The 22,414-nt window shown below is 30.1% G+C and carries 20 protein-coding genes and 1 rRNA gene; 9 read left to right on the top strand and 12 right to left on the bottom strand.

All coding sequences use genetic code 11. The annotated features are described in order from the left end of the window. Positions 1–212 precede the first annotated feature (212 nt). The 12 genes from B5D41_RS09015 to rnpA all read right to left on the bottom strand — a co-directional run bounded on the left by B5D41_RS09015 (position 213) and on the right by rnpA (position 11,322). Entirely contained in the window at positions 213–1,073 is an 861-nt protein-coding gene (locus B5D41_RS09015) for a ParB/RepB/Spo0J family partition protein (protein ID WP_078810302.1), read from the bottom strand. Continuing rightward, positions 1,066–1,827, bottom strand: a complete 762-nt coding sequence (locus tag B5D41_RS09010) for a ParA family protein (RefSeq protein ID WP_078810301.1) — start codon at positions 1,825–1,827, stop codon at positions 1,066–1,068. Before B5D41_RS09010 ends, B5D41_RS09015 begins: the two co-directional genes overlap by 8 nt. A gap of 26 nt (positions 1,828–1,853) precedes the next feature. Then, positions 1,854–2,762 carry a nucleoid occlusion protein gene (noc, locus tag B5D41_RS09005; protein ID WP_200806450.1) on the bottom strand — a complete coding sequence of 303 codons (909 nt, stop codon included), beginning with the start codon at positions 2,760–2,762 and terminating at the stop codon, positions 1,854–1,856. 130 nt (positions 2,763–2,892) lie between these two features. Then, a complete protein-coding gene (locus B5D41_RS09000) occupies positions 2,893–3,345 on the bottom strand; it encodes a hypothetical protein (RefSeq protein WP_078810300.1) in 453 nt (150 codons plus the stop codon). 16 nt (positions 3,346–3,361) lie between these two features. Next, a complete protein-coding gene (gene rsmG, locus B5D41_RS08995; protein WP_078810299.1) occupies positions 3,362–4,084 on the bottom strand; it encodes a 16S rRNA (guanine(527)-N(7))-methyltransferase RsmG in 723 nt (240 codons plus the stop codon). Between the two features lie 26 nt (positions 4,085–4,110). After that, complete coding sequence (gene mnmG, locus B5D41_RS08990) at positions 4,111–5,967, bottom strand: tRNA uridine-5-carboxymethylaminomethyl(34) synthesis enzyme MnmG (RefSeq protein WP_078810298.1); 1,857 nt, start codon at positions 5,965–5,967, stop codon at positions 4,111–4,113. After that, positions 5,964–7,841: a tRNA uridine-5-carboxymethylaminomethyl(34) synthesis enzyme MnmG gene (gene mnmG, locus B5D41_RS08985; protein WP_078810297.1), complete on the bottom strand. Its 1,878-nt coding sequence runs from the start codon at positions 7,839–7,841 to the stop codon at positions 5,964–5,966. Before mnmG (B5D41_RS08985) ends, mnmG (B5D41_RS08990) begins: the two co-directional genes overlap by 4 nt. A gap of 26 nt (positions 7,842–7,867) precedes the next feature. Next, positions 7,868–9,256: a tRNA uridine-5-carboxymethylaminomethyl(34) synthesis GTPase MnmE gene (gene mnmE, locus B5D41_RS08980; protein ID WP_078810296.1), complete on the bottom strand. Its 1,389-nt coding sequence runs from the start codon at positions 9,254–9,256 to the stop codon at positions 7,868–7,870. Positions 9,257–9,374: 118 nt separating this feature from the next. Next, positions 9,375–10,004, bottom strand: coding sequence for an RNA-binding cell elongation regulator Jag/EloR (jag, locus tag B5D41_RS08975; protein WP_078810295.1), 630 nt, complete (start codon positions 10,002–10,004; stop codon positions 9,375–9,377). Position 10,005: 1 nt separating this feature from the next. Beyond that, positions 10,006–10,680, bottom strand: a complete 675-nt coding sequence (locus tag B5D41_RS08970) for a YidC/Oxa1 family membrane protein insertase (RefSeq protein ID WP_078810347.1) — start codon at positions 10,678–10,680, stop codon at positions 10,006–10,008. Between the two features lie 40 nt (positions 10,681–10,720). Continuing rightward, entirely contained in the window at positions 10,721–10,933 is a 213-nt protein-coding gene (gene yidD / locus B5D41_RS08965; protein ID WP_078810294.1) for a membrane protein insertion efficiency factor YidD, read from the bottom strand. 32 nt (positions 10,934–10,965) lie between these two features. Continuing rightward, a complete protein-coding gene (gene rnpA, locus B5D41_RS08960) occupies positions 10,966–11,322 on the bottom strand; it encodes a ribonuclease P protein component (RefSeq protein ID WP_078810293.1) in 357 nt (118 codons plus the stop codon). Between the two features lie 541 nt (positions 11,323–11,863). On the opposite strand from rnpA, the gene dnaA reads away from it, so the two are divergent. The 9 genes from dnaA to B5D41_RS08915 form a co-directional block, all read left to right on the top strand. Beyond that, complete coding sequence (gene dnaA, locus B5D41_RS08955; protein ID WP_078810292.1) at positions 11,864–13,216, top strand: chromosomal replication initiator protein DnaA; 1,353 nt, start codon at positions 11,864–11,866, stop codon at positions 13,214–13,216. A gap of 265 nt (positions 13,217–13,481) precedes the next feature. After that, positions 13,482–14,579, top strand: coding sequence for a DNA polymerase III subunit beta (gene dnaN, locus B5D41_RS08950; RefSeq protein ID WP_078810291.1), 1,098 nt, complete (start codon positions 13,482–13,484; stop codon positions 14,577–14,579). Between the two features lie 14 nt (positions 14,580–14,593). Continuing rightward, positions 14,594–14,806 (top strand): RNA-binding S4 domain-containing protein, encoded by a 213-nt coding sequence (locus B5D41_RS08945; RefSeq protein WP_078810290.1) that lies wholly within the window; start codon positions 14,594–14,596, stop codon positions 14,804–14,806. 5 nt (positions 14,807–14,811) lie between these two features. Next, positions 14,812–15,948, top strand: a complete 1,137-nt coding sequence (gene recF, locus B5D41_RS08940; RefSeq protein WP_327292954.1) for a DNA replication/repair protein RecF — start codon at positions 14,812–14,814, stop codon at positions 15,946–15,948. Beyond that, on the top strand, positions 15,941–16,816 hold the full coding sequence (locus B5D41_RS08935; protein WP_078810288.1) for a DciA family protein: 876 nt from the start codon (positions 15,941–15,943) through the stop codon (positions 16,814–16,816). Before recF ends, B5D41_RS08935 begins: the two co-directional genes overlap by 8 nt. Positions 16,817–16,829: 13 nt before the next feature. Beyond that, positions 16,830–17,087 carry an extracellular matrix regulator RemB gene (gene remB, locus B5D41_RS08930; RefSeq protein ID WP_078810287.1) on the top strand — a complete coding sequence of 86 codons (258 nt, stop codon included), beginning with the start codon at positions 16,830–16,832 and terminating at the stop codon, positions 17,085–17,087. 51 nt (positions 17,088–17,138) lie between these two features. Next, positions 17,139–19,058 (top strand): DNA topoisomerase (ATP-hydrolyzing) subunit B, encoded by a 1,920-nt coding sequence (gyrB, locus tag B5D41_RS08925; protein WP_078810286.1) that lies wholly within the window; start codon positions 17,139–17,141, stop codon positions 19,056–19,058. Positions 19,059–19,086: 28 nt separating this feature from the next. Next, positions 19,087–21,600, top strand: a complete 2,514-nt coding sequence (gene gyrA, locus B5D41_RS08920) for a DNA gyrase subunit A (protein WP_078810285.1) — start codon at positions 19,087–19,089, stop codon at positions 21,598–21,600. Positions 21,601–22,294: 694 nt separating this feature from the next. Continuing rightward, positions 22,295–22,414: ribosomal RNA gene (locus tag B5D41_RS08915) — 16S ribosomal RNA — on the top strand; the annotation flags it as partial.

Raw genomic sequence — 22,414 nt, 5'->3', positions numbered from 1 at the left:
ATATTTTAATGAAAAAACCATAAATTGGGTGGGGATTCAAGGAAAGCATTAATAACATAAATTTAAAAATAAAAATAAATAGTGCATGATAGGCAACAACTTAATAACTACATAAGTCATCTTTAATGCCCTAACATTCACTATTTTAAAATTAATCATTCATGAAATATGATTTTTATAAAATAAAAAAAGGTGAAAAAGACTCCACCCTCTTATCTATCTAAATGTTCTAAAACCCTAGCTAATTCTTCATCTGAATAATATTCAATTACTATCTTGCCTTTGTCGCTTCCATGATTTATATTAACTTTAGTACCTAATCTTTTCCGTAATCTATCTTCAATTGCAATTATGTTAGGATCTTTCTCCTTAATTTCTTTTTTAACTTCTTCTTTTTCATGCTCATCTGAAGTCAACTCCTTAATTAATCTTTCTGTCTCTCTAACTGATAATTCATTTTCAATTATTTCCTTAGCAACACTTTCCTGTTCCTTAAAAGTGTCTAAGGCTAATAAAGTTCTAGCATGTCCAACAGTTAATGTTTCATGTGAAACATATTCTTGAATTTTAGGAGCAAGATTAAGAAGCCTTAAAGAATTAGATATAGTTGAACGACTTTTACCCACACTCTCAGCTACTTCCGCTTGAATCAAATCAAATTCTTCAATCAATCTTTGATAAGCTTTTGCTTCTTCTAAGGGATTTAAGTCTTCTCTTTGTAAATTTTCTATTAATGCTACTTCCATCATTTGTTGAGGACTGTAGTCCTGAACTACTGCTGCAATCTTATCTAAACCGGCTAATTTAGCTGCCCGCCATCTTCTCTCCCCAGCTACTAACTGATATACTCCTTTTTCTTCCTCTTTTACAGTTATAGGTTGAATTAATCCATGTTCTTTAATGGAATAACTTAAATCCTCTAAAAGCTCATCATTAAATTCTTCCCGCGGTTGATATGGATTAGATTCAATTTTATTAATATCTATCTTCTTTATTTCATTTTCGGGTACACTTCCCGAATCACCATTAGGTATTAAAGCATCTAGACCTCTCCCTAATCGTTTCTTACTCACTACTCACCACTTCCTTTGCTAAGTTCAGATATGCTTTTGCTCCTTTTGAACTCTTATCATATAAATTAATTGGTTGTCCAAAACTTGGCGCCTCACTTAGTCTTACATTTCTAGGAATAACCGTACTATATACCTGATTTTCAAAATAATTAAATACTTCTTCTTTAACTTGCTGAGATAAGTTAGTTCGAGCATCATACATAGTCAAGACTACACCATTAATTTCTAAATCTTTATTTAAATTATTTTGTACTAAATTAACCGTATTTAATAGCTGGCTCAAACCTTCTAATGCATAATATTCACACTGAATCGGAATCAATACTGAATCCGCTGCTGTAAGAGCATTTAAAGTTAACAGACTTAAAGAAGGTGGACAATCTATTAATATATAATCATAATCTAGATCAACTTCTGCAAGAGCTTTCTTTAACCTTTCTTCTCTAGAAAGCTTAGAAACTAACTCTATTTCAGCTCCTGCTAACTCCAAAGTAGCAGGAACTAAATCAAAATTAATTAATTCAGTATTGACTATAATATCCTTTAATTTATAATCATTAACTAAGACATCATATATACAATGTTCAATCGCCTTCTTATCTAGACCTACTCCACTACTAGCATTGCCTTGGGGATCTATATCTAACAATAACACATCTTTATCAAACTCTGTCAAGCAAGCACCTAAATTAACTGCTGTAGTACTCTTTCCTACTCCACCTTTTTGATTTACAACCGCAATTATTTCACCCATTCGAATATCATCACCTCAAAGTTACTTTATTTCTTAGGCAAACGAATCTTTACTTCTATATACTCATCCTCATCTATCTCTTCAACCTCTACATCTAATCCACTTTCTTCTATATCTTTAATTGTTTTACGAATAGTATTTAAGGAAAGTCGTACATCTTCAAAATACTTAACTACACTTCCTTTTTCTTCCTCTGTATCCTCTTCATTATTCAATTCTTTTAATATCTGCTCAATAAACGCTTCCATCTCTCGTACAGTATATCCATTTTTGATAACTTCTTCAATAACACTTTTCCGCAGTTTTTTATTGGGCAATTTTAATAATGCTCTAGTATGTCTTTCAGTAACATTAGGATCTTTAACTAATTCTTGAATTTCATCAGATAATTTTAATAATCTTAATTTATTAGCAATAGTTGATTGACTCTTTCCAATTTGATCTGCTAATTCTTTCTGTGTTAAACTAAACACTTCTAATAATTTCTTATAACCTACTGCCTCTTCTAAAAAATTCAAATCTTTCCTTTGTAAATTCTCTATAAGAGCAATTTCTGCCATCTCTTTCTCTTCAAACTCTCTAATAATGGCTGGTACTTTTTCTAAATTGATTAATTTACTAGCTCGTAGTCGTCTTTCACCAGCAATTAACTCATAGCCTTTTTCCTCTACTTTCTTTTTTACTGTTAATGGTTGAATAATACCATGTTTTTCAATAGAATTAGCTAACTCACGTAATTCATCTTCATTAAATTCAACTCGTGGTTGGTATGGATTAGGTTCTATCTCCTCGACAGATATACATTTTATGTCTCTTTTTTTGTCATTTTCTATTGGACAATCTAATTCTTCTAGGTTATTTCCATTTTTTCTACTATTATCTAGCCCTTCTCCTTTTGCTTTAAACCCTAATAGTTTTGATAATTGATTCTTCATCGATACACCTCACTTTTTTCAGATATTAGTTTTATTAATTCTTTAACTAAACCTATATTTCCTGCTTTAAAAGCCTTTTTTGGTAAAATTTTACCAAAAAATTGAAATAAAACCTTCATGAATGAGGATTTTATCTCTCTAGTTTAAAATTAGTAACTGCTATTAATTTCTCATCTATGTAAAGTTTAATCGAATATTGTCCTGTTTTATCAGGTATTAATAATTGAGTTTTAACTTCTTCTTTTAAACTAATGTAAGACTTAATAGTATTATTTCTAAAATTAAATAATTTTAATTGATTCACTACTCTACCACTAGGATCAATCCATTTAACTATGATTTTATGTCCTCTATCATCAGGATGCCAAGATACATAATACTGAACTGCAAGATCTTCATTTAAATTAAATATCCTCTTAAATTCCAATGGAAAACCAGAATCATTTAAACCATTGGTCACTAAAATAGAATTTAATTTTATTTCAGAAGTAGACTCAGAAGCTACAGCACTGTCAGAAATAAAATTAACTGTAAATAGAACACATAATATAATTATCACTAAAATTTTTTTGTTTTTTACCATCTATTCTTCCCCTTCCTTAACCAGAAATCGGATCTTGTTTAGGAACTCCAGCTTGGCGAGGATAATGTTTAGGCGTTTCTCTTACTTTATTTATTATTACTAAATTTCTTTCAGCAGCTGTATAAGGTAATTCAATAGGAATAATATCATAGAATTCAGCACCTAAAATTTCAATTGAACTTAAAGCTTCAGCTACTTCTTTTTTAACCTCTGATCCTTTTTGAGAAATAAAACTACCTCTATGTTTTAAAAAGGGTATTGTATATTCATTTAATATATTTAAAGCCGCAACTGCTCTAGCAAATACATAATCAAAATTTTCTCTATACTCTGGATTCTGCCCATAATCTTCAGCTCGACCATGAATGAATTCTATATTATCTAAATCCAACTCTCTGCTTAAACTTTTCAAAAAATTTATTCTCTTATTTCTTGAATCCAGTAAAGATAATTCAATCTCAGGATACAGAATTTTTAACGGTATGCCAGGAAAACCTGCTCCAGTACCTATATCCATTACTTTATCACCTGGTTTCAAATCTATTACTGTTGCACAAGAAATAGAATCAAGAAAATGTTTAACCACAACATCTTGTGGATCATCAATAGCTGTTAGGTTTACCTTTTCATTCCACTTAAGCAGAATATCTATATAATCTAAAAATTTTTCTATCTGTTCTGAATTAATACTCAGATCTAATTTCTCAACCCCAGTTACTAATAACTTCTTGACCTCCATCCTTATCCCTCCCTTAAATTTTTAATTTATTTTTTTAAATAAACAGTTAGAAGTGAAATATCTGCTGGTGAAACCCCAGAAATTCTAGCTGCTTGCCCCACTGAAACTGGTTGCACTTCTTTAAGTTTTTCTAAAGCTTCAGCAGATAAACCATTAATTTCTTTATAATTTATATTCTTTGGAATTTTTTGCTCATCTAACTCTTTTTGAGATTCTACTTGTTTTAATTGTCTCTCGATATATCCTTCATATTTTAATTGAATCTCTACTTCTTCTTTGACTTCAGGGTCTAATTTAGGCCTTTTAGGATCTATTACTTCTAAATCATCATAACTTAGTTCTGGTCTCCTTAAAAGTCGTGCTATAGTATCTATATTCTTAATTTCAGAAGTGCCTAAATTCCTTAAACTCTCTTGAATATCTTCCTCAGGATATAATTTATATTCCTTTAAACGTTTCCTCTCTTGTTTAATAAATTCCTCTTTTTTCTTAAATTTTTGATATCTTTTCTCAGAAATTAATCCAATCTCATATCCTAAATGTGTTAATCTTAAGTCTGCATTATCCTGCCTTAATAAAAGACGATACTCCGCTCTAGAAGTTAGCATTCGATATGGTTCTTCAGTTCCCTTAGTTACTAAATCATCAATTAAAACGCCAATATATGCTTCTGATCTCTTCAAAATTAATGGTTCTTTATCTTGTAACTGATGAACTGCATTAATTCCTGCCATCAATCCTTGACCAGCTGCTTCTTCATAGCCAGAAGTACCATTAATTTGTCCAGCAGTATATAACCCTTCTACTACTTTAGTCTCTAAAGTTGGTTTCAGTTGTAATGGATTAATGCAGTCATATTCAATAGCATAAGCTGGTCTCATAATTTCAGCTTCTTCAAATCCTGGTAAAGTCCGAAGCATTTCCAATTGTATCTTATGAGGTAAGCTAGTAGAAAATCCAGATAGATACATTTCATAAATATATTCACCTTCTGGCTCAACAAAAATCTGATGCCTCTCCTTTTCAGGATACTTCATCACCTTATCCTCAATAGATGGACAATATCTAGGCCCTTCACCTTCTATAATACCACTATACATTGGAGAAAGTTTAATATTATCTCTAATAACTTGATGTGTTTCTTCATTAGTTCTTACTAGCCAACATGATTCCTGATTTTTTTGTGTAGTACTACTTACTCCAGTGAAAGAAAAAGCAATATCTTCATCAGTTCCTGGCTGTTCTATTAATTCAGAAAAGTTAATACTCCTCTTATCTACTCGTGGTGGAGTCCCTGTTTTGAACCGTCTAATTTCAAAACCTAATTCCTTTAAATTATGTGATAAAGCATTAGCTGGAAATTGATTATGAGGACCAGAGTTAAATGAATGATTTCCCACAATTATTGATCCCTTTAAGAAAGTACCAGTAGTCAGAATCACTTTATTTCCCTGGAAATCAAGTCCAGTCTTTAAGGTAACACCTATTACTCTACCATTCTCCTCTATTAATTCCTCAACTATACCCTGTTTTAAATCTAAATTTTTTTCTTTTTCTAAAGTCTTTTTCATATTTAAATGATAAGCCTTCTTATCTGCTTGAGCTCGTAAAGCTTGTACAGCTGGTCCTTTTCCGGTATTTAGCATTCTGACTTGAATAAATGATTTATCAATATTTTTAGCAATTTCCCCACCTAAAGCATCTATCTCCCTAACAATATTACTCTTAGCTGGACCTCCTATAGCTGGGTTACAAGGCATTAAAGCAACATTATCTAAATCAACCGTTAAAGCTAAGGTTTTACATCCTAATCTTGCCGCTGCTAATGCTGCTTCACAGCCAGCATGACCAGTCCCAACTACGATTACATCATATTCTTTCATTCTTTACCCGCTCCTCGTGCATTAAATTCTTCAAGATATATCATTAAGACTGAGATATCAGCCGGTGAAACTCCAGAAATTCGAGAAGCCTGTCCTAGAGAAACCGGCTGAATCTCTGTTAATTTTTCTCTTGCTTCATTTCGTAGGTTATCTAATTGGTGATAATCAATATTTTCAGGTATTAATTTTTCTTCTGTCTGTTTAAATTTTTCAATTTGGCGTAATTGTCGTTTGATATACCCTTCATATTTAATTTCTATTTCCATCTGTTCCTTAACATCTTCAGGATATTCTGGAATTTGCTCATGAAATTCCTTCAAAGTATCATAATCTAATTTTGGCCTACGTAATAAAGTGGCTAAAGAAACTGGCTTCTTCATTCCACCACTACCTAACTCTTCTAATTTATTTCTTACTTCTTTAGTTGGAGTAATCTGAATCCCATCTAAATATTCTAAACCTTCTTTAATTTGTTTCTCTTTTTCTTTTAAATTTTTATAAATTTCTTCTTTTACTAGTCCAAGTTCATATCCTAAAGGTGTTAATCTTAAATTAGCATTATCCTGCCTTAATAGTAATCTATATTCTGCTCTAGATGTTAGCATTCTATATGGTTCGTTAGTTCCTTTAGTGATTAAATCATCAATTAAAACGCCAATATATGCTTCAGACCTTTTTAAAATTACCGGCTCTTTTTCTTTTAATTCTCTAGTAGCATTAATACCTGCCATTAAACCCTGAGCAGCAGCCTCTTCATAACCAGAAGTACCATTGATTTGCCCAGCAGTGTATAATCCTTTAACTTTCTTAGTCTCAAGAGTTGCTTTCAATTGTGTAGGTGGTAAATAATCATATTCCACTGCATAAGCCGGTCTCATAATTTCTGCATTTTCTAATCCTGGAACACTTCGTAAGATATTTAACTGTTCTTCTTCAGGCATAGCAGTAGTTAAGCCATTAACATACATTTCATTAGTATTTAAACCTTCTGGTTCAATAAATACTTGGTGACTAGTCTTTTCTGGAAATCTCATAATCTTACGATCAATAGAAGGGCAGTATCTCGGACCTTCTCCTTCTACAATTCCAGTATTCAAAGGAGATTTTTTAATATTTTCTTGAATAACTTCCTTTGTTTTTTCACCAGTATACGTTAACCAACAAGGAATTTGCTCTCTTTCAGCCCGTGGTTCAGTAAATGAAAACTGAAGTGGCTCTTCAGATCCAGGATGTATAGTCATTTTAGAGAAATCTAAAGTATCCTTATCTACTCTTGGAGGAGTAGCAGTTTGAAATCTTTTTAATTCTAATCCTAATTCTTTTAAACTATCGGATAATTCAACAGCTGCAAACTCTCCTTGACGACCACCAGTATATTTAGTTTCGCCAATAATTACTTTACCACCTAATGAAGTTCCTGTCGTTAAGACAATCTTTTTAGCTTCATAATCCATACCTGTAATAGTCTTCACTCCGGTAACTCTATCACCATCATAAGTTAAATCAGTAACTACAGCTTGTTTTAAATCTAAATTATCTTGACCTTGAATAGTCTTAGTCATTTCCAATTGATAAAGATGTTTATCAGCTTGAGCTCGTAGTGCATGAACGGCTGGACCTTTAGCTGTATTTAATAGCATAATATTAACATACGCTTTATCAATAGTCTTAGCCATCTCTCCACCTAAAGCATCTATCTCTCTAACAATATGTCCTTTAGCCGGACCTCCAATCGATGGATTACAAGGCATTAAAGATATATGGTCCACATTTAATGTCAATAATAATGTTTTACACCCTAATCTAGCTGTAGCTAATGCTGCCTCACATCCAGCATGTCCAGCTCCAATTACAATTATATCGTATTTATTCAATTTACATCACTCCCGACAACTTAGTTCTATTTACCTAAACAAAAGTCTGCAAAAATTTGATCTATAATATCCTCACCTAGTGTATTTCCAGTAATCTTACCTAGTTCTTCTAAGGCTGCCTTTAAATCTATAGTAACAAAATCAGCTGGAAGTCCTTGTCCAACAGTTTCTTGTACAGTTAACATATTCTCATGAGCTGCTTCCAAAGCTTCTTTATGCCGCATATTAGTTACCACTGTCTGATCAGTAGCTTTAACCTTTCCAGCAAAAACCATTTCTAGAATTAAATCTTCTAATTTTTTAATTCCAACTCTTTCAGTAGCAGCCGTTTTAACTATCTGTACATTATCTATTCTTTCCTGTAATTCATCTAAATCTAAATTAGATGTTAAATCTGTTTTGTTGACAACTATAATAGTATCCTTATCAGTTACTAAATTAATTATTCTTTCATCTTCTTCTGTAATTCCTTGATGAGCATCTAAAACTAATAAAATCAAATCTGCTCTCTTTAAAAACTTCTGTGACCTTTCAACACCTATTTTTTCTACTTCATCTTCAGTCTTTCTAATACCTGCTGTGTCCATTATTTTCAATGGTACACCATCCAAATTAATTACTTCTTCAATTACATCACGAGTAGTTCCTGGTACATCTGTCACTATAGCTCTATTCTCTTGTAACATAGCATTTAAAAGACTGGATTTTCCAACATTCGGTTTACCTATAATAGCCGTCTGAACTCCTTCTTTTACTATTTTACCTCTTTTACTAGTAGCTAATAATTTCTCTATCATCTCTATAATCTTAGCTACCCTTTCTCCTACCTCATCGATAGTAAAGTCCTCAATCTCATCTTCAGGAAAATCAATTGAAGCTTCTAAATGAGCTAGTAGCTTTATTAACTTCTGCCGAATTTCACTAACTTGCCCGGATAGACCACCTTCTAACTGATCCATTGCTATTTCTAAACCCGCTTCTGTCTGAGATGTAATCACATCCATAACTGCCTCTGCTTGAGAAAGATCAATTCTCCCGTTTAAGAAAGCTCGTTTAGTAAATTCTCCTGGTTCAGCTAACCTAGCACCCACTTTTAATACTAGTTCCAATATTTTCTGTAATGGAATACTTCCTCCATGACAATCAATTTCAACAACATCCTCTTTAGTATAAGTTCTAGGTGACTTCATTACTAAACAAACAACTTCATCAACTACTTGCTCTTCTTTAGGCTCAATAATATGTCCATAATGTGCAGTATATGTATCAGCTTCAGTTAAACCTTTCTTTTTTCCATAACTTTTAAATATTTTATTAACAACCTTAATAGCTTCAGGACCACTTACCCGAACTATTCCAATTCCTCCATCTCCAACAGCAGTAGAAATTGCTGCAATAGTATCTTTAGAATACAATTAAATCACCTCTTAATTTTAATTACTTCAATTATAAATTACCCTAATTACATAATTAGAATTCAATACCTAAATTTTTAAAACCCAGCAGACTGATCTACTGGGTTTAATAATTAATTTATTGAGCTACAATAATAACCTTTCTATATGGATCTTGTCCCTCACTATGGGTACGCACTTTGGGATCCTCTTGCAAAGTGCTATGAATAATCCGTCTTTCATGAGGAGGCATAGGTTCTAAAACTACTTTCTTACCTTTAGCTTTTGCTTTACTAGCCAGTCTCAAGGCTAAATCCTGTAAAGTTCCTTTTCTACGTTCTCTATAACCTTCTGCATCAACGATTACCCTTAAGTGATCATCATCATGGTGCTTATTAACAGCTAGATTAGTCAAATACTGCAAAGCATCTAAAGTCTTACCTCTTCTACCAATCACAATACCCAAATTAGGTCCAGTTAAATTAATTACCACTTGTTCATGATTAGTTTCACTTTCAATTTTTTCAACATCAATACCCAAATTCATTTTATCAATTATCTTTGTCATAAATTTAAGAGCCTTTTTATGTTTATCATCTTTCTTAATAACTTTAATTTTAGCATCTTTACTACCAAGTAATCCTAAAAATCCTTTATTCCCTTCATCTAAAACCTCTACTTCCACCTTATCTTTAGTAGTAGATAATTTCTCTAAAGCTTTGTCTAAAGCATCCTCAACCGTCTTGCCTTCTTGAATAATTTCTTTCATGTTAACTCGATTCCCCCTCTATACTCACCGGCTCCTTATACAAGAAGTATTGCTGAATAACCATAACTAAATTAGAAGTAAACCAATATAATAATACACCAGCCGGTAATCGAAAACCGATTACAACAATTATTAACGGCATAAATAACATCATCTTATTATTACTTGCAGGATTTCCAGACATGTTTTGTTGCAGTAATGATTGTCCTAACATTATTAAACCAGTTAGAATCACTAGTATTATATCCGGCTGTGCTAAATTACTAACCCATAGAAAACTAACACCTTTTAAAGCCTCAAATTCTCTTAAAGATCTAAATAAAGCAATTAAAATTGGCATCTGAACTAAAAGAGGTAAACATCCAGCAGCTGGATTAACTTTATGTTTTTTATATAGTTCCATTACCTTTTGTTGATATTCTTCAGGTTGATCTTCATACTTGCTTTTTAATTCTTCCATCTTAGGTTGTAACTCTTGCATTGCTTTCATCGAACGAGTCTGCTTAGCAACTAAAGGAAAAAGAAGAATTCTTATAGCCAATGTTAGAAATATAATTGCTAAGCCATAACTATTAGTAAACCCATAAAAAAAATCAAGCGAATCAGTCATTAAACCACCTAATGCTCCAAAAACTTCTCCAAAAACTTCAAAAAAACCTACCGAAATTAAGTTCAACAAATTTGCAACCTCCTCAATAAAATATCTTACTATCTATCTATTCTACAGGGTCGTATCCACCAGGATGGAAAGGATGACAAGATAAAATTCTTCTTACTGCCATAATACCTCCTTTAATAATATCATATTTTTCTACAGCCTCCAAGGCATAATTTGAACATGTTGGATAAAATCGACACTTCCCTGGCTTTAACGGAGAAATAAACTTCTGATAAACCCTGATCAGACCTAATAACAATTCTTTTAGCATTTTAAAACCTCTCTATAATTATTTGTGGAAATCTATTTGATAATTTTGGATCTTTTAAATATATCTAAAACAGCAGTCTCAATTTCATCATAAGAAGCGTGTCTAATCCTTCTTCTAGCAATAATAACTAAGTCAACCCCACATATTAATTTATATTTATTTCTCCGATAAACTTCTTTTAAAACTCTTTTTAGCTTATTTCTAACAACTGCTTTTCCAACTTTTTTACTAACTGAAAACCCTACTCTTCTCTGATTATCTTTCTTCTTTAATATATATAGAACAACTAATTTGTTAGCTTTTGATTTCCCACGATTATAAACTTTTTTAAATTGATAATTTTTAGTAAGTCTTTCAATTTTGGATAGAGATTCATCCTGTACGGACATTTAGTTATTTCCTCCTAATACATAATTATTAACAGATTTCATTTATTAGTTTAGAATTTTCAAACTTATTCAGAATATTCTACTATATAAATTATAAATTATTTATCACCACTATGTCAAGATATATTAAGAATTGAATTATTAAAAAAAATGTGGATTATTAATAAATTGTTAATAAAAAGACTACTTTCTGTTAAATAACTGTTGATAATCTGTGAATAATTTGTTATTATTATTATATCTTATTTTGTATTAAATATTGCTTATGTTTACTTCTACCAGGTTGCAAGGTTATTAACACTATGTTGATAACCTTGTGTATAACTTATATCTTGTATATTTTTTTGCGTCTTTTTACGTATCTATCCACATATTGTGTGTAAATATTAGATTTTTGTGGATAAGTACAGTTATTTTTTGTATTTTTTAGACTATTATGTTATTTGTTGGTTAAAATATAATTAAGTGGGCTTTGTTTGATTACTCACAATACTGAATTCATTGTGAGTAATTTCTTAAATCTTTAGGAGGGTTTTTATTAATGGAAAATGAAGACTTAGCACATATTTGGCAAAAAGCTTTAGAAATATTTGAATCAGAACTAAGTAAACCTAGTTTTGAAACATGGCTTAAATCAACTAAACTATTATCTATTGAAGACAATTACATTTTAATTGAAGTACCTAACGATTTTTCTAAAGATTGGCTAGAAACAAGATATGCTAATTTAATTAAAGACACAATTAATGACCTAATTAATAGAAATTTGGATGTAGAGTTTGTTATTCCTGAAGATGAAGAGAAGGAAATTACTAATAAAAAAGATAGTAAAGAAAAAACTACTGAGAAGAAAAAGAATAAAAAAGATCCAGCTTCCTTCTTAAATCCTAAATATACATTCGATACATTTGTAATTGGTAGTAGCAACCGTTTTGCTCATGCCGCTTCTTTAGCAGTAGCTGAAGCTCCAGCTAAAGCATATAATCCTCTTTTTATATATGGTGATGTAGGATTAGGTAAAACCCACTTAATGCACGCCATTGGACATTATATACTTAAACATGACCCTAATTTGAAAGTTGTTTATGCTACTTCAGAAAAGTTTACAAATGAATTAATTAATTCTATTAGAGATGATAAAACTGTTGATTTCAGAAATAAATACAGAAATATCGATATTTTATTAGTAGATGATATTCAATTCTTAGCAGGTAAAGAAAGAACTCAAGAAGAGTTTTTCCATACATTTAACGCTTTACATGAGGCAAATAAACAAATAATTATCTCTAGCGATCGACCACCAAAAGAAATCCCAACTTTAGAAGAACGTTTAAGATCTAGATTCGAATGGGGATTAATTACTGATATTCAAGAACCAGATTTAGAAACTAGAATTGCAATTTTACGCAAAAAAGCTACTCTAGAAGATTTAGAAGTACCTAATGAAGTTATAGTATATATTGCTAATCAAATTCCTTCTAATATTAGAGAATTAGAAGGAGCATTAATTAGAGTTGTAGCCTATTCATCTTTGACTAATAATAAAATTACTGTAGACTTAGCTAAAGAAGCTTTAAAAGATATTATACCTACTTCTGAACCAAAAGAAATAACTATTGAATTAATCCAGGAAGTAGTTACTAATTATTACAATTTAGAAATGAAAGATATGAAATCCAAGAAAAGAACTAGAGCAATAGCATTTCCTAGACAAGTAGCTATGTATATAGCCAGAGAGTTAACAGATTCTTCACTTCCTAAAATAGGTGATGAATTTGGAGGTAGAGACCATACAACAGTTATCCATGGTTATGATAAAATTAGTAATAAGCTAAAAGAAGAACCTAGATTTAGAAATACTTTAGAAACATTGATGAATAAAGTTCAAACATAATTATACCTGTTTATAACCATGCTAATAAGTTGTTTATGGATTGTGGGTAAGTAAAAAGAGGATAGATACCTGTTTATATGTGTATAAGTGGAGATTGGTTAGTAACATTTACTCCACATGTGGATAAGTAGACAAGCCATGGGTTGAATTCACTTTTCCACATATCCACAGCCCCTACTACTACTACTACTATGTATTATATATATACAAGAAATAGTAAGTAATTAATTAATATGTTGATAATTTTCCTCAAGGAGGTCTTTTTATGCAGATTAAAGTAGACAAGAAAGAAATTTATAATGGAATCAAAACTGTCAGTAAAGCTGTTTCATCAAAAAGTACTTTACCAATTTTATCTGGAATTTTAATGGAAGCTAAAGATGATAAGATAAAACTGGTAGGTACTGATTTAGAAATAGGAATAGAATGCAGTATAAATGCAAAAGTTATAAATGAAGGAAATATAGTCCTTCCAGCTACATATCTATCTAATATTATTAAAGAATTACCTAATCAAGATATAGAGTTAATAGTAGATGAAGATAATAATGCAAAAATCAATTGTAATCTATCAGAATTTAAAATTCACGGTTTTCCTGCTGATGAATTTCCATTACTACCGGAAGTAGAAGCAGGTACACAATACAAATTAGAACAACAAACATTTAAAAATATGATAGATAGAATTAAATTTGCTACTTCTAATGATGAAAGTAGACCTTTTTTAACTGGAGGATTACTTTTAATAGAAGACCAAGAAATTAAAATGGTATCTACTGATTCCTATCGTTTAGCTTATACTGAATTAGAATTAAATAAAGATTTATCATTTAATAAAGTAATTATACCAAGTAAAACACTAAGTGAATTAAGTAAATTAATAAATTCTGATGAAGAAATGAAAATTTTAGTAACAGATAATCAAATTTTATTTGAATTTTCGAATATTACTATTATTTCACGTTTAATTGAAGGACAGTTTCCTAATTATAACCAAGTAATCCCTAATGATTCTACAACTGAAATCAAAGTAAATAAAAAAGAATTATTAAATGCAACTAAAAGAGCTTCCTTATTTGTTAAAGATAATTCTAACATTATAAAAACTTCATTTAAAAATAATAAATTAATAATAGAATCTACTGGTTCAAAAGTTGGTGAATCCTATGAAGAGATAAATACATCTCAACAAGGAGAAAACACAGAAATTGCATTTAATGCTAATTATTTAATTGATGTTTTAAAAGTCATCAAAAATGACCAAGTTTTAATTAAATTATCTGGTGGATTAAGTCCAGGAGTTATTCAAGAATCTAATAATGATGATTATATCTATGTAATTATGCCGGTTAGATCTACTTAAAAGGAGTGATAAATATGGAAGAAATAAGTATTAATACAGAAACAATTAATTTAGACCAATTCTTAAAATGGAGTAATATTACTGCTACAGGAGGAGAGGCTAAATTAATTATAAAAGAAGGAAAAGTAATGGTTAATGGTGAAATAGAAAAGAGGCGTAGTACCTCATTATCTTCAGGGGATATTATAAAAGTACAAGACCAGCAATATAAAATAATAAACCAATAAAGTTGGTGAGGAGTGTAACTGATTTGTATCTTACCGACATATATTTAAATAGTTTTAGGAATTATAATAAATTAGAATTAAATTTAAATAAAAACTTGAATTTATTTATAGGTGATAATGCACAAGGAAAAACTAACATTCTGGAGTCTATTTATTTGTTAAGTACAGGTGACTCTCATCGAACAAATATTGCTTCAGAAATGGTAAATTGGCAAAAAAATAAATCTTATATCAAAAGTAATATTTATAAGAATGGACAAGATTTTAAAATAGAAGTTTTAATTGAAGGTAGAAGGAAAAAAGTTAAAGTTAATTCGAATAAATTAAAAAAGATTAATAATCTTATAGGATATCTTAATGTTGTAATCTTTTCTCCAGAAGATTTAAGACTAGTTAAAGGTAGCCCTAGTAAAAGGAGAAAATTTATTAATTTAGAGATCTCTCAAATTAATTCGTATTATCGCCATAATTTAAAAGAGTATAGTAAAGTATTAAAACAACGTAATAACTTATTAAAAGAAATTAGAGAGAAAAGAAGTTCTAAAGATATGTTGAAGATTTGGAATCAACAATTAATAGAATTAGGTAGTAAAATAATTGCTAAAAGGTTAGAAACATTAGATAAATTAAGTATTTTAGCTAGATTGATGCATCGTAAAATTACAGATGGGTTAGAAACTTTAGAATTAAATTATGATTCTACATTAGATTTAGATGATACTTGGAGTTTAGAAATTATTAAAAATAATTTTACAGAGAGGTTAAGTTCTAACCAAGAACGGGAAATTCAAAGAGGGGTTAGTTTATTTGGACCTCATCGTGATGATATTTTATTTAACGTTAATGATATAAATATTAGAAAGTTTGGTTCTCAAGGGCAACAAAGAACTACTGCCTTGGCTTTAAAACTGGCTGAATTAGAATTTATGAAATCTGAAATAGGTGAATACCCTGTGTTATTATTGGATGACGTATTTTCTGAATTGGATAATAAACGAAGAAACCACCTTTTAAAAGTAATAAAGAATAAGATTCAAACATTTATAACTAGTACCCAACTAAATAAATTAAATGAAATTGAAGATAATATGAATCTATATAAAGTTAAAAAGGGTAAGGTGGTGAAAATGAAAAATGGTTAAGTCTATTAATAATGTTTTAGATAAGACCTTAAAGAACTTAAATTTAAGTAAAAAACTAAAAGAAAAGAGTGTACTAAATATTTGGCCAGAAGTTATCGGAAAAGAATTAGTAAAGTATACTAAGGCTAGTTATATAAATAAAGGAATTTTATTTGTAAAAGTTAATAGTTCTACATGGGCTCATCAATTACTCTTTTTAAAAAAAGATTTAATTGAAAAATTGAATAATAAATTAGATGAAGAAATAGTAAAAGACATTAGATTTAAAGTAGGCTCTACTAATACTAATAACAAACTAAATTCAAAGAGAAAAGAATCCTTTGATTTGGATGTAATAGATTTAACTGAAAAGGAAATAAGTAAAATTGAAGATGACTTAAAAAATATTTCTGATCCAGAGATGAAGGAAAAATTTTATTCATTAATGATTAAAGATAAAAAACTAAATAAATTAAAATCAAAAGAAGGTTGGGTTAGGTGCAAATATTGTTCTGCTCTCCATCCTGAAGATGTTAACGAGTGTATGATATGTCAACTAAAGAAGAATAAGAATTTTAATAAGTTAGAGCAAATGTTATTAGAAATTCCTTGGTTGGATTATGAAGAAATAAGTGATATTTATCCCAATCTGTTAAATTCAGATTATAAAAGAATCAAACAGAGATTACTTAATAAGTTTTGGGATGATATAAAAGATAAATTACCAAAAGCTATTAATAATGATGATCAAAAGGTTACTCAAGAACTCAAAGTTTTAATTCAATATTATGTTATGTTAAACAGGGGAGTCTATCCAAATGAATTAAATAGAGATATAATTCAAGAAGTTATTGGAAATAATTATATACAGATTTATGATCAGTTGTAAGGGGGGCTACAAGATGTTATTACATTTAGGGAACGATTATATGATTCCGACCAAAGATGTAGTGTTGATTGCTGATATTGAATCTACCTCATCAGAGATTACAGAAGAATTTTTAGAAATAGCGGAAGAAGAAGGATTTATTAAGAACTTTTCTAAAGGAGAACCTAAGTCATTTGTAATAACAGATGAGACAATTTATTATTCTAATATATCTTCAAAAACATTAAGAAAGAGAATGAATTTTGTCAATCGCTTAAACCGTGATCATTAGTGTCACGGTTTTAATCAGTTTATAAAAGGTAACTAAATGGAGGTTATATCTATGAAAAATGATGAATTTATCCATTCTGAATATGATGCCGAACAGATTCAAGTACTAGAAGGTTTAGAAGCGGTTAGAAAAAGACCAGGGATGTATGTAGGTAATACTGATTTAAGAGGATTACATCATTTAGTTTATGAGGTAGTAGATAATAGTATAGATGAAGCAATGGCTGGTTATTGTGATACTATAGAAGTGAATATTGAACCGGGAAATATAATTACAATTACTGATGATGGTCGAGGAATTCCTGTTTCTCCACATCCTAAGTTAGAAAAAACAGCAGTAGAAATTGTAATGACTGTTTTACATGCAGGAGGAAAATTTGATAGTGATGGATATAAAGTTTCCGGTGGATTACATGGAGTTGGGGTTTCAGTAGTAAATGCTTTATCAGAATGGCTTGAAGTAGAAGTTAAACGAAATAATAAAGTATATCATCAAAGATATGAGAGTGGTATCCCAACTAAAGAATTAACTGTAATAGGAGACAGCAATAGAAGTGGTACAAAAATTAGGTTTAAACCAGATCAGACAATCTTTGAAAATATTGAATTTAAGTATAAAACTTTAATAAAAAGATTAAGAGAGTTGGCTTATTTAAATAAAGGGATTGAAATTAAAGTTAAAGATTTGCGGTTAGAAGAGGTTAAAGAGGATACTTTTCAATATGAAGGTGGAATTGTTTCGTTTGTTAAAAATTTAAATAAAAATAAAGATCCAATTTATGATGAGCCTATTTATTTTGAGACTGAAGATGGAGATAATCATGTAGAGGTTGCAATCCAGTATAATGAAACATATGTAGATAATATATTTACATTTGCTAATAATATTAATACTCATGAAGGTGGAACACATTTAAGTGGATTTAAGAGTGCTTTAACTAGAACTGTTAATGATTACGCTAGGAAACAAAATCACTTAAAAGAAGATGATCCTAATCTTTCTGGGGATGATATACGTGAAGGAATAGTAGCTATCATTAATATTAAATTAACTGATCCTCAATTTGAAGGTCAGACTAAGACTAAATTAGGGAATAGTGAAATTCGAGGTGTTGTTGATTCAGCCATTTCAGAAAATTTAAGACAATATTTAGAACAGAATCCTAAAATCGGATCTATCATTATTCAAAAAGCACTTAGAGCAGCACAAGCTAGAAAAGCAGCTAAAAAAGCAAGAGAATTAACTAGAAGAAAGAGTGCTTTGACAAGTACTTCATTGCCTGGGAAATTAGCTGATTGTTCGTCTCGAGATCCAGAAGAATCAGAAATTTATATTGTAGAGGGAGATTCAGCTGGCGGTTCTGCTAAACAAGGGAGAGATAGAAAGTTTCAAGCTATTTTACCATTAAGAGGAAAAATATTAAATGTAGAGAAGGCTCGTTTAAATAGAATTTTAAATAATAATGAAATAAGGTCATTAATTACTGCTTTGGGTACAGGAATTGCCGATGAATTTGATATTAGTAAAATTAGATATAAAAAAGTTATAATTATGACTGATGCTGATGTTGATGGAGCTCATATTAGAACATTATTATTAACATTCTTTTATCGTTATATGCGTCCACTTTTAGAAGCAGGAAATATTTATATTGCTCAACCACCTCTTTATAAAATCAGCAGAGGTAGGGCAGAATATTATGTTTATAATGATAGAAAGTTAGAGGAATTATTAAATGATATTGGTAAAAAAGGAATATCTATGCAACGATATAAGGGATTAGGAGAGATGAATCCAAATCAATTATGGAAGACTACAATGGATCCAGAAAATAGAACAGTTTTACAAGTTCAAATAGAAGATGCAGTAATGGCTGATGATATCTTTACGACTTTAATGGGAGATAAGGTAGCACCAAGAAGAGAATTTATTCAAACTCATGCTAAGGAAGCTAGAAATATAGATATTTAAATAATAATGTTAGATAGGAGGAAATATCATGCCAGAAATAAGCAAGGGGCAGGTAAACCCTATAGATATTCAAGATGAAATGAAAGATTCATATATAGATTATGCTATGAGCGTTATTGTGGGTAGAGCATTACCTGATGTTCGAGATGGTTTAAAACCTGTACATCGTCGAATTTTATATGCTATGTATGATTTAGGTATGACTCCAAAGAAACCTCATAAAAAATCAGCAAGAATAGTAGGAGAAGTACTAGGTAAGTATCACCCTCATGGAGACACAGCAGTTTACGACACTATGGTTAGAATGGCTCAAGATTTCTCATATAGATATAGATTAGTTGATGGTCATGGGAATTTTGGATCAATAGATGGTGATTCCGCTGCAGCAATGCGTTATACAGAAGCTAGGATGTCTAATATAGCAACTGAATTATTATCAGATATAAAACAGGATACAGTTGACTTTCAGCCAAACTTTGATGATTCATTAGAAGAGCCAGAGGTATTACCAGCTAGATTACCTAATCTTTTAATAAATGGATCATCTGGAATTGCTGTAGGAATGTCAACTAATATTCCTCCTCATAATTTAGGAGAAGTTGTCGATGGATTAATAGCTATGATAGATAACCCTGATATTAAAATTATTGATTTAATGAAAATTATAAAAGGTCCTGATTTTCCAACTGGTGGAATAATTATGGGGCGTAAAGCAATTAAGAAAGCTTTTGAAACCGGTAAAGGTAAAGTGAAGGTTAGAGCACGGTCTGAAATTGAAGAATTAGATAATGGAAAACCACGGATTATAATTAATGAGTTACCATATCGGGTTAATAAGGCTAAATTAGTTGAGAATATTGCTGATTTAGTTAGAGAAGAGAAAGTTGAAGGAATTACTGATTTAAGAGATGAATCAGACCGTAATGGAATGCGGGTAGTAATTGAATTAAAGAAGAGTGTTAATCCAAGAATCACTTTAAATAAATTATTTAAACATACACGATTACAGACGACTTTTGGAATTATTATGTTAGCATTAGTTGATAATGAACCTAAAGTCTTAAATCTAAAAGAAATTTTAAAACATTATCTAGAACATCAAAAGGAAGTAGTAACTCGTCGAACTAAATACAAACTTAATAAAGCAGAAGCGAGACTACATATCTTAAAAGGATTAAGAATTGCTTTAGATAATATTGATTCAGTAATTAAAACAATTCGTAGTTCTGATAACAAGAAGATAGCTAAGGAAAGATTAATATCTAGGTTTGACTTAACTGATAAACAAGCTAAAGCTATCTTAAGTATGAGATTGCAGAGGTTAACTGGGTTAGAAATAGATAAGATACTTTCTGAGTATGAAGAACTGACTAAAAAGATAGAATACTTAAAATCTATTTTAGCTAGTGAGACCAAATTATTAGGAATTATTAAAGAAGAAATTTTAGAATTAAAAGGTAAATATTTAGATGAAAGAATGACTGAAATTAGAGATCAAGAAGCAGACATAGATATAGAAGATTTAATTAAAGAAGAAGATATAGCAATTACTTTAACACACAGTGGTTATATCAAAAGAATACCATTAGATACATATCGTGGTCAACGCCGAGGTGGAAAAGGAATTATTGGTATTAATACTCATGAAGAGGATTTTGTAGAGCATTTATATTCTACATCTACACATAATTATTTATTATTCTTTACTAATCAAGGTAGAGTATATCGTTTAAAAGGATATCAAATTCCAGAAGCTAGTAGACAAGCTAAAGGAACAGCAATTGTTAATTTATTAGAAATAGAGTCTGATGAAAAAATTACAGCGGTTATTCCAATTAAAGAATTTAAAGAAGATAATTATTTAGTTATGGCCACTAAAGAAGGAAAAATTAAGAAGACAGATTTACAAGAATTTAATACTAATTATACTGGTTTAATTGGAATAGATCTTCAAAAAGATGATGAACTAATGGGAGTTAAGCTAACTAGTGGAAAAGAAGAGATTATGTTAGGAACAAAATTAGGATTAGCAATTAGATTTCATGAATCAGAAGTTAGAAGTATGGGAAGAACAGCTAGAGGAGTAAACGGGATTGATTTATCAATAGAAGATCAAGTGGTTGGTCTAGATATAGTTAGAGATAATGCAGAATTATTAGTAATTACAGACCAAGGATATGGAAAACGAACGCCTATTGATAGATATCGTGTTCAAAGTAGAGCAGGAAAAGGACTACTTACACTGAAGAGAACAGAAAAAAATGGTAAGTTAATAACTTTAAAAGTAGTTGATGATGATGATGAAATAATGTTAATTTCAGAAAAGGGGATTTTAATTAGAATATCTGTTGATGAAATTTCATCAACAGGTCGAAATACACAAGGTGTAAGAGTTATGAGATTATCTGAAGGTGACCAAGTTGTTTCTTTAGCTTATATTAATAATGATGAGGAAGATATAGAGGATATAAAAGAAGAAGATGATGATCATCAGATTGAAGAAGATATTATTAAAGAAGTTGAGGAAGTTACTGAAAAATAATTTAAATATTAGAACCATTAGTCAGTAGTGAGTATGAATAGATGTAAAATTAACGTTCATATTCACTACTTTTAAATATTAACTAGTGTATATAAGTAATAATAGAGTTCTTGACATATTATAATCTATTAGATTTGTTATTTAAAATTATTACTTGACACAGTTTCTTTTAGATGTTAAGATAGTAATTGTCGCTTGAAAAAAGCGAGCGCAAAAGATTGATATTTTTCTTGACAAGCTTTACTTGATACATTATAAATATACATTAATATATTGAGTCTGCTTGCAGAAATATTGCAAACAAATTGTTTAAAAGTTTTACTTGACACTTTTTGAGTTATTTGTTACACTATTAATTGTCGCTTAAACGAGTAATTGATTTACTTGACATTATTTAAGTTGTTTGTTACAATATTAATCGTTGTCTTGAAAAACACGACAAATTATTTTTTCGATTTTTCAAATTTGTTATTGACAAGACTTCTTAAAAGTGTTATCATATTAATTGTCGCTTGAAAAAAGCGCTAACAAATTAATCATATAAAGTTAATCAAATGATTGGTCTTTGAAAACTGAACATTGTCTAATTTTTGAATTTTTGAAGCCATTAAGTCAATTTGAGTGAGTAATCCTCAAATCAAATAAGAGCCAATTTAAACTCGTAATTGAATCTGCTTTGCAGATTTAAATATATTTTTTGGAGAGTTTGATCCTGGCTCAGGACGAACGCTGGCGGCGTGCTTAACACATGCAAGTTGTGCGAGAAAGCTACCTTCGGGTAGTTAGTAAAGCAGCGGACGGGTGAGTAACGCGT

The sequence above is a fragment of the Selenihalanaerobacter shriftii genome, assembly GCF_900167185.1.
In the GTDB taxonomy this organism is placed as follows: Bacteria; Bacillota; Halanaerobiia; order Halobacteroidales; family Acetohalobiaceae; genus Selenihalanaerobacter; species Selenihalanaerobacter shriftii.
Note: the sequence above shows the minus strand (reverse complement) of the source record. Positions and strands in the feature narration are given on the sequence as shown.